Below are 13,807 nucleotides of genomic sequence, written 5' to 3' on the forward strand. Positions count from 1 at the left end.
CCGTGAAAATTCGTGGCCTCTATGTACGGCAGAACGTGGTGAAAATTCAATCTCCAATTGAAGACGGTTCTGTGGCGGCGGCGTGACCGCCGGTGGTGCCGGGTAGCCGAAGCGCGATGCGCGTCGACGCTGCCTGCCGTTGGCTCTCGAATTGAATCTCGCCACGGCCGGCAAAGCTGCGCCAAGGACGGCGTCGCTTCAGCTCGCGGATGCCCGGCCACGAGAGATCCAATTCCGTTTGCGATGCGTTGAGTCGGCCGCCAACGGCGCTCCCAGAATTCAATTGCAACACTTCGGAAAAGATGGAAATCTGCTCGTCGATCATTGCTATATGCGTCGGCATTTTCTCCCTTTCAGGGACTCCGCGGTGCACGCGATCATCTTTCCTGCTGCCTGCAGCAGCTTCCTCAGCGACAACAGGAACGGGTCGGCATGAGCCCTCAAGCTCTCGTGACGGCCATTCTCCTAGGACTTGTGGTGGCGGCGTTCGGACTGTTCTGGTGGGTCGGCAGCTATTCCGATCGCGTCTTCGCAAGCAGGTTCCGCACCCGCTTTCCGGAGAAGACGTTGAGCTACACCGGCGACCAGCTTGGCGAGCTGGTGCAGTCCGATCTGCGGATGAAATATGTCTTTCCGATCCTGTTTCCGCTCGACCTGATCGTCATGCTGGCGCTGGCGGGCGCGATGGGCGCGGCGTCATCGCACTGGCTCAGCCGGATCTACCCGTCCGCTGCGTGGCTCGGCCTGGTCGTGCCGGCGGTGTACCTGCTCAGCGACCTGATCGAGGATTGTCTCCTGGTATGGCTGCTGCTGCACGGCGACCCGCATGCGGCGGCGCGATCGGTCTCGATCCTGAAGGCGATCACGACGATCAAGCTGGTCGGCATCTTCGCCTCGATCGCGCTGACATTGGCTGCGTTCGTCGGGTGGCTGTTCCACGGCGAGTCGCTTGCCATCTAAAGCGCGGCTGGCGGCCTATTGATAGGTCGCGACGATATCCGACACGGCACGCTCGAGCTGCTGCGCGGTCGCGCACTGCCGCAACACGCTGCAGAAGGTCGCGTAGCGCGGCATCTCGGAATCGCCAAAACCCCAGACCATGCGGCTCTCGGGATTGAGCCAGACCAGCCGCTTGGAGCGCTCGCCGATCCGGCGCAGGATGTCGGCGCGCGGATCGAGATTGTTGCTGCGGGCGTCGCCGAGCACGATCACCGTGGTCTGCGGCGTGATCGCGCTCATCCAATTGTCCTCGAAATCGGCGAAGGAATTGCCGTAGTCGGACGAGCCGAAGCCGACCTTGGACATGATCTCCTTCATCGCCTCTTCCGGCGATTTCGATTCCAGGATGTCGCTGACCTCGATCAGGTGGCCCGAGAAGGCGAATGAGCGGACGTCGTCGACCACCTCGTGCAGGCTGTGGATCAGGAGCAGGAAGAAGTCCGAGACGCGGGCGACCGAGCCGGAAACGTCGCACAGCGCGACGATCTTCGGCCGGTCGCGATGCTTGCGCTTCCAGGCGGTGAGGAAGGGGACGCCGCCCCAAGCCGCGTTGCGGCGCAGCGTGCGGCGGACGTCGAGATGACCGCGGCGCTGGCGCTTGCGCGGCTTGGAGTAGCGCTCGCGCAACCGGCGCGCGATCTGGCGGATCAGCGCGCGCATCTGCTCGACCTGCCGCGGCTCGATCCGCGCCAGCGGCGCGTTGCGCAGGATCTCGTTGCGCAGATTCTCCGCTTCCTCGCGCCCGTAGAGCAGCAGGGCCTGCGAGACCGCGTCGCGAACGGTGCCGCGCAGGCCGTTGAGCGCCTCCTGCAGCCGTTCGGCGAGCGCGGGATTGCGCGTGGTCAGGCCGTCGATGTCGTCGCGCAGGCGCTGGATCCCCATCGCGTCGAGGATGCGGGTCTGGAAGATGCCGCGCTGGGTGAAGTAGCGGATATCCGGCAGCGAGGCGGCGCCGGAGGCGTTGGCGATCGCGCTCGATATCGCGGAGCGATCCTGCGACAGCAGCATCTGCGCCAGCGGCCCGACATTCTCGCTGGCGGCGCCGCCCGACGCATCGCCATGCTCGTCGGCCGACGGGTTGGCGCCGGATTGGCTGGCGTCGTCGGTCTTGCTCTGCTCGGCGTTCTCCTGCTGCGGCTCGGGCTGGCTGAAGAACAGGTCGAAGCATTCGCCGAGCGCGCGCTTCTCGTCCTGGGTCTTGGCCAGCGTCAGCAGGAAGGTGTCGCGCAGGATGTCGCGATCGGCAAAGCCGACCTGGGCGACCGCCCGCATCGCATCGATGCTTTCGGCGGGCGAGACCCGGACCCCGGCTCCCCGCGCCGCACGAAAGAAGCGATGCAGGTTCTCGCGCATCTTGGTTTAGCTGAACACGCCCTGGCGCGACGCCTTGGCGATAAAGGACGAAATCTGCGGCGTCGCGGCCTCGATATCGGCCTCGTATTTCAGGAGCACGTTGAGCGTGTCCCTGACGATCTCGTGGTCGAGCTCGCTCGCCTGCAGCAGCACCAGCACGCGCGCCCAGTCGATCGCCTCGCTGACCGATGGCAGCTTCTTCAGGTCGAGCGAGCGGATCTCGTGGATGAAACCGACCATCTGCTTGCGCAGCGTCTGCGAGATGCCGGGCACCCGGCTCTCGACGATGCGCTCCTCCAGCTTCTGCTCGGGGAAGCCGATGTGCAGATGCAGACAACGCCGCTTCAAGGCATCGCCAAGATCGCGCTCGCTGTTCGAGGTCAGGATCACGGTCGGCGGCGCCACCGCGGAGACGGTGCCGAACTCGGGGATCGTGACCTGAAAGTCCGAGAGGATTTCCAGCAGCAGCGATTCGAATTCGGCATCCGACTTGTCGATCTCGTCGATCAGGAGCACGCAGCCGGCCGGCTGCTCCAGCGCCTGCAACAGCGGCCGTGGCTCGACGAATTCCTTGGAGAAGAACACGTCGCCGAAGGTGTGGAGCTGGTCGAGCGCAGCCGCCAGCGACTGTGCGCCGCCGAGCACCTCGCCGAGCTTGTCCTTCAGGATCTGGGTGTAGAGCAGCTGCTTGGCATATTTCCACTCATACAGCGCCTTGGCCTCGTCGAGGCCCTCATAGCATTGCAGGCGGATCATCTTCATGCCGCGCCATGCGGCGATCGCCTTCGCCAGCTCGGTCTTGCCGACGCCGGCAGGGCCCTCGACCAGGATCGGCTTCTCGATCTGCTGCGACAGATAGACCGCGGTCGCGATCTGCCGGCTCGCAATATAGCCTTGCGCGGCGAGGCCGCTTTCCACGGCCTCGATCGAGGCGGTGGGCCTGGTGTCAGCCACGAGGATCAGCTCCGAATTTGCCTTGAACTCGGACCTGTTCTGCGCCCGTTGCGGACAAAGCACAAGGCTCGTTTGGCCCGCAAAGGCATGGGGTTAGCGCATGGTTCCGGGGTATTTCCGCCAAGCGCAATACGGGCTACGCTCGTTAGCGTGTAGTTCGAACCTCCCCTTGAAAAGGGGAGGTCGCTTTGCTCGCCAGAGCAAAGCGGGTGGGGATCTACTCTCTCCATCAACGCCGGCGTCTGCGGCTGACCCCCATCCCGACCTTCCCCCTTTCAGGGGGAAGGAGAAGAATCTCGTAGCCCGGCTACCGTCAACCCGCGCAGCTCTTCACGAAATCCTTGCGCTGAGGGCCCGTGATCTTCTGGTCGATGGCCTGCTTCAGGCAGTCGAGACGCGCCTGCGCCATGCAGAGCTGCATCTGGTCGTGCCGCTCCTGGCCCTTCAACGCCTTCGCCGCGCTCTGGCAGGCCGCGCGCTTCGCGCCGGGCACGGGCGCCGCCGTCGACGCGCTCTGTTGCGCGGGAGCTGCCACCGGCGCTGTTGTGGGGGCCGGCGTTGTCTGCGCGAGCGCTGCAGCCGAGAGCAGCAGCGAGCCAGCCGAGACGAGGGCGACGACAAGACGTTTCATGGGAAGTGCCTCCGCAGGGATGATCCGGAGAAGTGGACGTCGGTTTTCCGGAACGTCATGCTCAGACCAGAAAAGGGGTCACGATGCGATCGCGCCGTGACCCGGGGGGAGGCCGACAATTAGAAGCCGCCGCGTGAATGCGGCATGAATAGGCGCGTAGCCCGCTTCACCTCAGCGTGAGGCCGGTCGCGGCTTCAAGCTCGCCGATCGCCTGCGCGGCATTCGCGACCTTGATCGTGGTCATGCCCATCTCGCGCGCCGGCTTCAAATTGACGCCGAGATCGTCGAGATAAACGCAGTTCTTCGGGTTCACCTGCAGCGTCTCCACCATCATCTGGTAGATCCGTGGGTCGGGCTTGCGCAGGCCGATCTTCGCGGACTCGATGACGTGGTCGAACAGCGCCATCACCTCGGCGACATAGAGCGTGCGTCCGCTGCGGCTGCCGATCGCGTTCGCCGGCAAGTTGTTGGTGATGCAGCCGGTCTTGAATTTCGCCTTGATGCGCTTCAGCGCCTCGACCATCTCGGGGCGCAGGTCGCCGGAGAGCAGCGGCAGCACGTCCTTGCCGCGCACCTCGGCGCCGAGCGCCTTCGATTCCGTGGCGAACAGCGCGTCGAATGCGTCGATATCGATCTCGGCGCGCTCGAACTTGGCCCAGGCGTTCTCGAGATGGTTGGCGGCGTTGGTGCGGCGGATGATGTCGATCGGCAGGCCGCGCTCGGTCTCATAGCGCGCGAACGCCTCGAACGGCGAGGTGGTCAACACGCCGCCGAAATCCCAGATCACTGCCTCGATCATGCCTTCCTGCCCAATGATGCGTTGCTTGAGGAGCGGCTAACACGGATCGCAGACCGGGACCAGCCCGATCCGGCGCTTGTTCGGTGCTCGTTCGGCGCTTGGCGACCCGCGCGGAGCGGGCTATTGCTTCGCCGATGAAGACATCCCGCCTGATCCTCGCCGTTCTCGTGTCGCTGGTCTGCCCTCCGGCTTTCGCCATCGTCGGCGGCGGCGCGCCGTCGACGGATGGCGTTGCGCGCTCCGTCGTCACCATCGTCGGCTCGCGCGGCAATTTCTGCACCGGCGCGCTGATCGCGCCGAAGGTCGTGCTGACCGCGGCGCATTGCGTGCAGCCCGGTGCCGATTACAAGATTGTCGAATATGGCGCGGACAGGCAGCCGAAGCTGCAGGACGTCAGGACGGTTGCGATCCATCCCGGCTTTCGGATGCAGGCGATGACCAATCATGTCGCGACCGCCGATGTCGCGCTGCTGCAGCTCGCGGCGCCGGCCGCAGGCAAGGCGCCGGCCGCGCTCAGCATGCCAAACATTCCGATCCAGGTCGGCGGCCGCTTCACCATCGCGGGCGTCGGCGTCACCGTGCGTGGTGACGGCAAGAGCGGCGGCGCCACCCGCGTCGCCGGCCTGATCGCGAGCGGCAAGCCCGGCACGTTGCAGATCCGGCTTGTCGATCCGGTCGGGCAGGGTTTGCGCGAAGGGCTCGGGGCCTGCACCGGCGATTCCGGCGCGCCGGTGTTCGAGGACAAGCAGGGCGGTCCCGCAATCGTCGGCGTGGTGAGTTGGTCGACGGGACCGAACGGCGCCGCCGGCTGCGGCGGCATCACCGGCGTGACGCCGCTGACACTCTATCGCGACTGGGTGATGCAGACCGCGCGGCAATGGGGCGCGAGCTTTTAGAGCGCGGCGCTCTCGAGCTGTTTGCGCGCTGTCCCGTCATCCTAAGGCGCGAGCCTTGCGGCGCAATTGCGCCGCTGAGCGAGCCTCGAAGGATGTACGGCCACCAGCCGGGCCGTCGCCCTTCGAGGACCGCTGAAGGAGCGGCCACCTCAGGGTGACGGTGAGGGGCCGGGCATGCGCCGAGCCTAATGCCCCGCGGCCTTGTTCGCGGCGGCGTTGTTCAGCACGATCAGGCCGTCGACGGCGACGCCGAGCTTGCTGTTGATCAGGAACGGGTTGACGTCGATCGAGGCAATGCGGCCGTTGGCGTCCGCCATCAGGTTGGAGAGCCCGACCAGCGCCTTCACTGCCGACGGCTCGTGCAGCGCGGGCTTGCCGCGATAGCCCTTCATCTTGACCCCGGCCTTGGTCCTGGCGATCAGCTCCTTCGCCTCGGCGGCGTCGAGCGGCGCGCCGGCGAGCGCGACGTCCTTCATCAGCTCGATGTCGACGCCGCCGGTGCCGAACAGCACGACGGGGCCCATCTCGGCGTCGAGCGAGGCGCCGACCACGAGCTCGAGGTCGGCCTTGACCTGCTGCGCAATCAGGATGCCCTCGAGCTTCGGCTTGCCCTTCAGCTTCTTCACCCGCGCGGTGATGTCGTTGAAGGCTTTCTTCACCTCGGCCGCATTGGCAAGGTTCAGCACCACGCCGCCGATATCGGATTTGTGCAGGATGTCGGGGCTGACCACCTTGGCGACCACCGGGAAGCCGATTTGCTTGGCGATCTTCACGGCCTCCGCCGCGGTCTGCGCGACCTCTTCCTTTGAGATCGGGATGCCATAGGCCTTGAGCAGCTTCTTCGAGGCAACCTCGTCGAGCGCGGCGGCGCCGTTGGCGGCCTTCAGCGTCTTCTCCAGCACCGCGCGCGCAGATGCCGTCGAGCTCGAGGCGATATCGGGCACTTCCTTGCGCAGGCCGGCATATTCGATCAACGACTTGATCGCGCCGACCGCGCGGTCAAGGCCCTGCATGACTGCGATATCGGGCAGCGACTTGCGCAGTCCTTTGGTGAATTCGGTGAAGCCGATCGACATCGCGCTGATATAGATCACCGGCTTGTTGGCCTGGCCCGCCATCTCGTTGACGATGCGCAGATTTCGCTCGCGCAGCTCGTGTGGCGCCTTCGGCAGCTCGGCATCGATGATGACGATATCGGTGTCGGGATCGTCGATCATGATCTTGATCGACTTCATGTAGACGGAGGGATCGACCACCGCGGCGAAGCCGGCGTCGAGCGGATTGCCGACGATGCTGCCGGGGCCGAGCATTTTTGCCAGCTGCTCCGAGGCGTTCGGGCTCAGCGGCGCGAAGTTCAGCCCGGCGGAATAGAACGCGTCGATCAGGAGGCCGCGCTTGCCGCCCGACAGCGATACCGCCGCGAGGCGATTGCCCTTCGGCGGATCGGCATGCACGAAGCACTCGGTGGTCTCGATCAGTTCATCCAGCCCGCGCACCCGGATCACGCCTTCGCGGGTCGAGATCGCATCGAAGGTCTCGATCGAGCCGGCGAGCGCGCCGGTATGCGCCATCGCCGCGGCGCGGCCGCCTTCGGATGCGCCGAGCTTGAGCGCGATCACCGGCTTGCCGGCGGCGCGCGCAGCCTTGCAGGCATCGCGGAATACCTTCGTGTTCCTGACGCCCTCGAGATAGACCACGATGACGCGGATGCTCGGATCGGCGGCGAAGTAGCTCATCAGGTCCGGGGTCTCGAGGCCGGATTCATTGCCGGTCGTGACCATGTAGCCGACGCCGACGCCGCGATCCTCCAGCGCCTGGCGGATCGCCATCACGATCGCGCCGGACTGGCCGGCGATCGCCACCGCGCCCTGCTCCATGGTGACGATGCGGTCGTCGATATTGGTGAACAGGTTCTCGCCGGCGCTGAGATTGCCGAGGCAGTTGGGGCCGGTGACGGCGAGCCCGGTCTCCTTGATCGCCTGCTTCAGCTCGACCGCGAGGCGCTGGCTCTCCTCATCCTGCAGCTCGCTGAAGCCGGAGGTGACGATGGTCGCCGAGCGCGCGCCGGCCGCGGCCGCATCGCGGATCACCTGCACCGCAAACCGGGCCGGCACCAGCACCAGCACATGGTCGGGCTTCTCGGGAACGCTGGCGAAGTCCTTGTAGCAGGTGACGCCCCAGATCGCTTCGCGCTTGGCGTTGATCGGATAGAGGCCGCCGGCATATCCGTATTTGACCAGATTGTTCCAGATCCGTTCGGCGTAGTTGCCGGGCTTGTCGGTGGCACCGACCAGCACGATGTTGCGCGGATGCAGCATCGCGTGGATGCTCTTGACGATATCACTGGCGTCAGCGGGCGGCGCCCATTCGTGGGACATATGAGACGCGGTGCTTGCGAAAGCTTCCATGGAGCCTGCCCTTATCCTTGTTGTCTTTGTTTCCTCTGGCCACGGCGGATCACCGTGAGGCGCGCGATTTTTCATTGTTTTTATGGCGAGGGAAAGGGGGTAGCAACTCATGCTGGCGCAGGTCAGGGCACCGCGCGCAATATCCCGGCAGGCGCAAAATTGATTGCCTATCAGGAACCCGATTCGCGCGGGCGCGAATCCGTTTCGATCAAGGTCGCGTGCAGCAAGTAACGCTCGGACCCCGATGTCAGCGCGTCGAACGGCCAGCAGGTCGACAGCACCAGTTCATGTCGGTCAGTCATCGGATCGATGCCGGATTGATCGAATCGGACCACCGAGCTGCGATCGGCCCGATAGCGAAACATCTTGCCGTCGCTGCGCGTGACGTCGATCTCGTCGCCGATTGTGACATCCCTCAGAAAGCGAAAATGCGTGTCGCGGTGCGCGGAATAGACCGCGACGCCCCGCTCGCCGGCATCGACAGTTTGTTCGACATGGCCGGGGCCGAACGCCAGCGCCTGGCCGCTGCTGCCGGCAAGCGCAATCGCGGAAGCGTGCAGGCGCTTCACCTCGATCCGCGCCACCGGCCAGGTATCGGCCCAGTTCCACGGCTTCACCGGCTGGCCGGTCGCGATGCTCTGCGCGAAGGCGCGCTCCAGCAGCACCTGCGCGAGCAGCGCCTTGGCATGGATATAGGCGCCCTGGCCGAACAGGATCAGGCCGATGAGGGCGAAGCCGAGGGCTGGGATGAAGCGGGGCATTGTTGCGCCTGTTGCTGTCATTCCGGGATGGTCCGAAGGACCAGACCCGGAATCTCGAGATTCTCAGGTGCGCAAGCGCGCACCATAGTTCGATGCTGCGCATCGCCCCGGAATGACATTGCGGGTTGAGGAAGAGTTGCGCGCGCGGCCCCTGGGGGACGGGTGGAAGGCCGCGCGCGCTCTTGAAGGAGGAGGCTGGGGGACACCTCCTCCTTTCATCCGACGTCATTGGGGCGACGTCTGACGCCGGTTGAACACCAGGAGGAGAAGACTGACCGTGAGCAGGATCACGCCCGCGATCATCTTCAGCTCCGCATCGGTCGCGGTCTTCGGCAGCTGGATCGTGCCGGGACCTTGTGTGGCGACCGGTGACCGCTTCAGCGCAGCGAGCTGCACCTTGCCGTCGCCACCGTCGGCGCGCCGCTCGCCCGGTACGGCCGGCAGACTCGGACGCTCGCCGAACACCTTCGCAAAATCCCAGCCGGCGGGCAGGTTGAGCGGGAGTTCGCTCAACCTCAGTGGCTCGCCTTCCGGGCGGCTCGGCGTCTTGTCGACCGCAACAAGGCTGGTCAGCCGCGTCACGAGCTGATGCTCCAGCGCCAGCGCGAGGATGGTCTTGTCGGCGTCCTCGGGGCTCTCCTGCCGCGTGGTGCGCGCGACCTCGGCATCGGCGATCTTGCGGCGCGCCCATAGTTTCGACAGGCCCTTGCCCTCAGCGGCATTCGCGAGCGGCAGCGTCACGCTCCACGAGCGGTCGCCGATGCGGCCCTTGATCTCGACTGAGCCGGCCAGCTTGTCGAGCTTGGCGGCCAGCACCAGCGGCTCGTCGCGATAGACGTCAGGCAGTGCCGACGGCGTCAGGTCGGCCGTCGCCTCGGAGAATTTCGCGGAGAGGCTAGTCACCGCGGGATTTTCCAGCTTGGCGAACAGGCCGCGCATGCGCTCGTCGACCTGCTCGACCGAGCCGATATGGGTGAAGGTGCCGCGGCCGAGTTCGGCGGCGCGCGTCATCAGATAGGTGTTCGGCGCCGAGCCGATGCCGACCATGAAGACGCGCGAGCGGCCGCGCAGCGCGCCGATGGTCTCGAACAATTGCTGCTCGTTGCCGATGGCGCCGTCAGTCAGGAACACGACCTGGCGGACGTAATTGGCGTCGTCATGGTTGGTGTCGGACAGCGCTGCGCGCATCGCCGGCACCATCTCGGTGCCGCCGCGGGCCTGCAGCGCGCCGACGAACGCCGTCGCGTTGCCGATATTGGTGCTGTTTGCCGCGACCGGCGACGGGAACAGCGTGTCCATGGTGTCGTCGAACCGGATCACGTTGAAGCGATCGGTCGGCTGCAGGCGACCGAGCGCGTAAGTCAGGCTCGCTTTGGCCTGGATGATCGAAGTGCCGCCCATCGAGCCGGAATTGTCGATCACGAAGATCACCTCGCGCGGCAACGGCTTCTGTTGCGTCTGCTCGACCGACGGCGGGGTGACGAAGGCCAGCAGATAGTCGGAATTGCCGACATGCTCGCGGAACAGCCCGACCGACGGCGCCTTCTCGGCGGCCGGCTTCCAGGTCAGCTCGAAATCACGATCGGCCGGCACCGGGCCTTCGGCGAGCTTGACGAGCCGCGTGGTGCTGTCGGGGCTCTCGATCCTGACCTGGTGGAAATGGCTCGTCACCTCGCCGAGCGCGAAGCCGGCGTTCAGATGCACCGTGATGTTGGTCGGATTGACCGGCGCATTCGTGGCAGGGTCGAGCACTTCGGGGGAGATGCGGTCGCGGTCCGGCACGGGATCGGTTGACGTGGCGCCCCAGCCGTTGCCGTCGGCGCGGAGATCGACGCTTTGCACCACCGGGCGCGGATTGTAGCGCGGGCCGACCACCATCGGCACCCGCAGCGAGAACTCGTTGCCGTTCTGCTGCACCGGCTCCTGATATTCGATCTGCACCAGCACGGTTTCGCCGGGGCCGATATTGGCAACGGAATTGGTGAAGATGTTGGGCCGCTCCTGTTCGGTGAGCGCGGCCTTTTGGCCATTCTGCTTGGCCTGCTCGTAGATCGCGCGAGCCTGCTGCCGCTCCTTGATGTCGCCGACCACGACGCGGTCGCCGACCACCATCTTCAGCGTGTCGACCGCGCCGCCAGCCGGCAGCGGATAGACATAGGTCGCCTCCACCCAGTCCTTGGTCGGGTTGCGGAAGATCTGCGTGACGCGGGCGCGGACCGTCGGACCCGACACCGTGAGGTCCACGTCGATGCCGAGCCTCAGCGCATCCCGATAGCCGTCATCGGTCTTGAACAGCAGCGAGCCGGAGCGCGCATCCGATGGCCGCAGCACCGCCTGTTGCGGCAGTTCGGCCGACCACACCGGATCGAAACTCAGGAATAGCGCCGCAAAGCCGATCACTAGCGCGGCCACACCTTCCACCAGAAAGAACAGCGCAATGCGCATCCTGCGCGACAGGCGGATCTGCGGGCTGCTCTCACATGCATCGTAAATCGTCATTTTCGTCACTCCCGAGCGAGGCTTTCGCTGCCTCGCGATCATGGAGAACGGCGGTTTTGGCGCGAGCAGAATGATCGGCAATGATTGGCCGCCGTCCGGCGCGGCCCGCCGCCGGCGGAGGCGGATTTGTGCGGTTTGGTGATGGATTGTCCGGTCTGCTAGACTGCGCGGAATCAAGGGGAACCGGGCAGGAATCTGGATGCCGACGCCTGATAAGCAGCTATCCGCCGAGCAGAGCCAGCAGGTCGCGGAGACCATCCGCGAGGAAATCGCGCGCCGCCGCATCTCGCGGCAGACGCTGGCCGAGCAGGCCAAGCTCAGCCTCTCGACCCTGGAGAAGGTGCTCGGCGGCCGCCGCCCGTTCACGCTGGCGACCACCGTGCGGCTGGAGCAGGCGCTGGGTGTGTCCTTGCGCAAGCTGCCGGAGACGATCACGGTGGCCGCACCCGCCAATGGCGGGATCGCACCCGACGGCCTCGGGTCCTATTCGCGCCGCGCGGTGGCGCGGATCGAAGGGACCTACATCACGGTGCGGCCGTCGTTCGGCGAGCAGGGCGCACTCTACGCCTATCGGACGGAGATCACCTGGGACGAGGCGTCGTCATCGCTCGGCTTCCGCGAAGGCGAGCGGCAGGACGCCGACTATACGCAGTACGGCGAAGTCGCGGTGCCCAACGAATCCGGCTTCGTCTATCTCGTGACCAACAGGCACGGCCAGCATCGCGTGATCACGGTGTCGCGCCCGCGCAATTCCGGCGAGATGTACGGCATCATCACGACGCTGCTTGCCGGCCGCGGCTCGCTGCTGACGCCTGTCGCCGCGCCGATCGCGTTCCTGCCGGTGAAGAACGTGCCCAAGCCCAGCCTCGGCCGGGTGTCGGCGGATGACGCGAACTACGCCGCCTATCGCGAGCATTTGCGTCGAACGATCGATGAGCCGTTCGCGATTTTCTTGCCGGGATGACAACGGCAGAGTTAGGTCCGTCATCCTGAGGTGCGAGCCTTGCGGCGCGATTACGCCGCTGGGCGAGCCTCGAAGGATGCACGGCCCGTATGCATCGACTCGGGAGAGAGCCCGGCCGTCGACCCTTCGAGACGCCGCTTCGCGGCTCCTCAGGGTGACGGTGAGATAGCTTGCGCGTCGCTCGGCTTCACCCGCGATCCGCAAAAAGCAACGAAGCCGCCCGGATGGGCGGCTTCGCGATGGCTGATGTTTGGTGGCGGTGCGCGTCGCGCTAGCCGCCGGTCTCGGCGCTGATGATGTCACCGAACAGCTCCCACTGCCCGTTCTTGAACTGCATCATCTTGAGCTGCTCGACCGGTGCGAAGTCGGTCGCGCTGGTGTTGATCCTGATGCCGGGGATCAGCGTGTCGGGCGCAAAATCCTTCAGGCTGGCGGCCTGCTTCATCACGTTCTCACGCGTCAGGTTGTCGCCGGCCTGCTTCAGCACCTGCACCATGGTCTGCGCGGCGGCGTAGCCATAGACCAGATTGGCGTCGGCGAGGTTGGCGCCCGGCATGTACTTCTCGGCGAAGGCCATGAACTTCTTCATGCCCTCATCATTCTTCCACTGCGGATCGGACGCGTCCTTCAGATAGCCGGCCGACAGCACGCCTTCCGAGGCCTCGAGCCCGGCCGGTTTCATGACCGCGCCGATCGAGATCGAGACGTCGGTCATCACCTGCATCGGCTTCCAGTTGAGCTCGGCGATCTTCTTGATCGCCTGCGCCGCGAATTTCGGCGTCGAGATGTTGACGAACACGTCGGCGCCGGTGTCCTTCAGCTTGACGATGTGGGAGTCGATCGACGGCTCGGTGGTCTCGTAGCTCTCTTCGGCGACGATCTTGACGCTCGACTTGTCGAGGATCTCCTTCAAGCCGACCAGGTAGTCCTTGCCGAAATCGTCATTGGCATAGAAGATCGCAACCTTGGCATCCGGCTTGGCCTTCAGGATGTACTTGCCGAAGATCCGCGCCTCGACGCGATAGCTCGGCTGGAAACCCATGGTCCACGGGAAATCCTTCGGATCGTTCCACTTGCTGGCGCCGGTGGCGAGGAACAGCTGCGGCACCTTCTTGGCGTTGTGATACTTCTGCACCGCGGTCTGGGTCGGCGTGCCCAGCGCGTTGAACACCAGGAACACTTCGTCGCTCTCGATCAGCTTGCGGATCTGCTCCACGGTCTTCGGCGGCGAGTAGCCGTCGTCATAGGAGATCCAGTTGATCTTGCGGCCGTTGATGCCGCCCTGGTCGTTGATCATCTTGAAATAGGCTTCTTCGGTCTTGCCGATGACGCCGTAGGCGGAGGCGGGACCGCTATAGGCCTCGACATTGCCGATCTTGATCTCGGTGTCGGAGGCGCCGGTATCATATTTCTTTTGTGCAAAGGCGGCCTGGGTGGAGAGCAGGCAGAGCGCCGTGGCGGCTGCCAGCAGCGACAGTGTTGTTGTTTTCATAAAGGCAATTTCCTCGATTGATTTTGGTTGGGGACTTACGCAACGAACCCG

The 13,807-nt window shown here is 65.2% G+C and carries 12 protein-coding genes; 3 read left to right on the plus strand and 9 right to left on the minus strand.

The annotated features are described in order from the left end of the window. Positions 1-46: 46 nt before the first annotated feature. The gene (locus tag ACVIYL_RS11205; RefSeq protein WP_225643036.1) at positions 47-325 is read right to left on the minus strand and encodes a hypothetical protein; all 279 of its coding nucleotides are present in this window, start codon (positions 323-325) and stop codon (positions 47-49) included. A gap of 107 nt (positions 326-432) precedes the next feature. Here ACVIYL_RS11205 and ACVIYL_RS11210 point away from each other — a divergent pair, with 107 nt between their 5' ends. Next, a complete protein-coding gene (locus tag ACVIYL_RS11210; protein ID WP_456778548.1) occupies positions 433-960 on the plus strand; it encodes a hypothetical protein in 528 nt (175 codons plus the stop codon). A gap of 15 nt (positions 961-975) precedes the next feature. Here the strand turns inward: ACVIYL_RS11210 and ACVIYL_RS11215 are convergent, their stop codons facing one another. From ACVIYL_RS11215 to ACVIYL_RS11230, 4 genes are all read right to left on the minus strand, one after another. Beyond that, entirely contained in the window at positions 976-2,352 is a 1,377-nt protein-coding gene (locus ACVIYL_RS11215) for a vWA domain-containing protein (RefSeq protein ID WP_456778549.1), read from the minus strand. A 6-nt stretch (positions 2,353-2,358) separates the two neighbouring features. Further along, positions 2,359-3,306, minus strand: a complete 948-nt coding sequence (locus ACVIYL_RS11220; protein ID WP_456778550.1) for an AAA family ATPase — start codon at positions 3,304-3,306, stop codon at positions 2,359-2,361. Positions 3,307-3,619: 313 nt separating this feature from the next. Next, positions 3,620-3,937, minus strand: coding sequence for a hypothetical protein (locus ACVIYL_RS11225; protein ID WP_456778551.1), 318 nt, complete (start codon positions 3,935-3,937; stop codon positions 3,620-3,622). Positions 3,938-4,103: 166 nt separating this feature from the next. Then, a complete protein-coding gene (locus tag ACVIYL_RS11230) occupies positions 4,104-4,736 on the minus strand; it encodes an HAD-IA family hydrolase (protein ID WP_168857640.1) in 633 nt (210 codons plus the stop codon). A gap of 134 nt (positions 4,737-4,870) precedes the next feature. Between ACVIYL_RS11230 and ACVIYL_RS11235 the strand changes: the two genes are divergently transcribed. Beyond that, on the plus strand, positions 4,871-5,632 hold the full coding sequence (locus tag ACVIYL_RS11235; RefSeq protein ID WP_456778552.1) for a S1 family peptidase: 762 nt from the start codon (positions 4,871-4,873) through the stop codon (positions 5,630-5,632). A gap of 185 nt (positions 5,633-5,817) precedes the next feature. Here the strand turns inward: ACVIYL_RS11235 and ACVIYL_RS11240 are convergent, their stop codons facing one another. The 3 genes from ACVIYL_RS11240 to ACVIYL_RS11250 all read right to left on the minus strand — a co-directional run bounded on the left by ACVIYL_RS11240 (position 5,818) and on the right by ACVIYL_RS11250 (position 11,246). Continuing rightward, on the minus strand, positions 5,818-8,040 hold the full coding sequence (locus ACVIYL_RS11240) for an acetate--CoA ligase family protein (protein WP_456778553.1): 2,223 nt from the start codon (positions 8,038-8,040) through the stop codon (positions 5,818-5,820). A 170-nt stretch (positions 8,041-8,210) separates the two neighbouring features. After that, positions 8,211-8,801 (minus strand): class GN sortase, encoded by a 591-nt coding sequence (locus ACVIYL_RS11245; RefSeq protein ID WP_253605127.1) that lies wholly within the window; start codon positions 8,799-8,801, stop codon positions 8,211-8,213. A 225-nt stretch (positions 8,802-9,026) separates the two neighbouring features. Continuing rightward, complete coding sequence (locus ACVIYL_RS11250; protein WP_456781809.1) at positions 9,027-11,246, minus strand: marine proteobacterial sortase target protein; 2,220 nt, start codon at positions 11,244-11,246, stop codon at positions 9,027-9,029. 253 nt (positions 11,247-11,499) lie between these two features. On the opposite strand from ACVIYL_RS11250, the gene ACVIYL_RS11255 reads away from it, so the two are divergent. Next, positions 11,500-12,264, plus strand: a complete 765-nt coding sequence (locus ACVIYL_RS11255; protein WP_456778554.1) for a helix-turn-helix domain-containing protein — start codon at positions 11,500-11,502, stop codon at positions 12,262-12,264. Positions 12,265-12,535: 271 nt separating this feature from the next. On the opposite strand, the gene ACVIYL_RS11260 is transcribed toward ACVIYL_RS11255, so the two are convergent. Next, the gene (locus tag ACVIYL_RS11260; RefSeq protein ID WP_028341508.1) at positions 12,536-13,756 is read right to left on the minus strand and encodes an ABC transporter substrate-binding protein; all 1,221 of its coding nucleotides are present in this window, start codon (positions 13,754-13,756) and stop codon (positions 12,536-12,538) included. Positions 13,757-13,807 lie beyond the last annotated feature (51 nt).

It is taken from the genome of Bradyrhizobium sp. USDA 3315 (assembly GCF_054056795.1).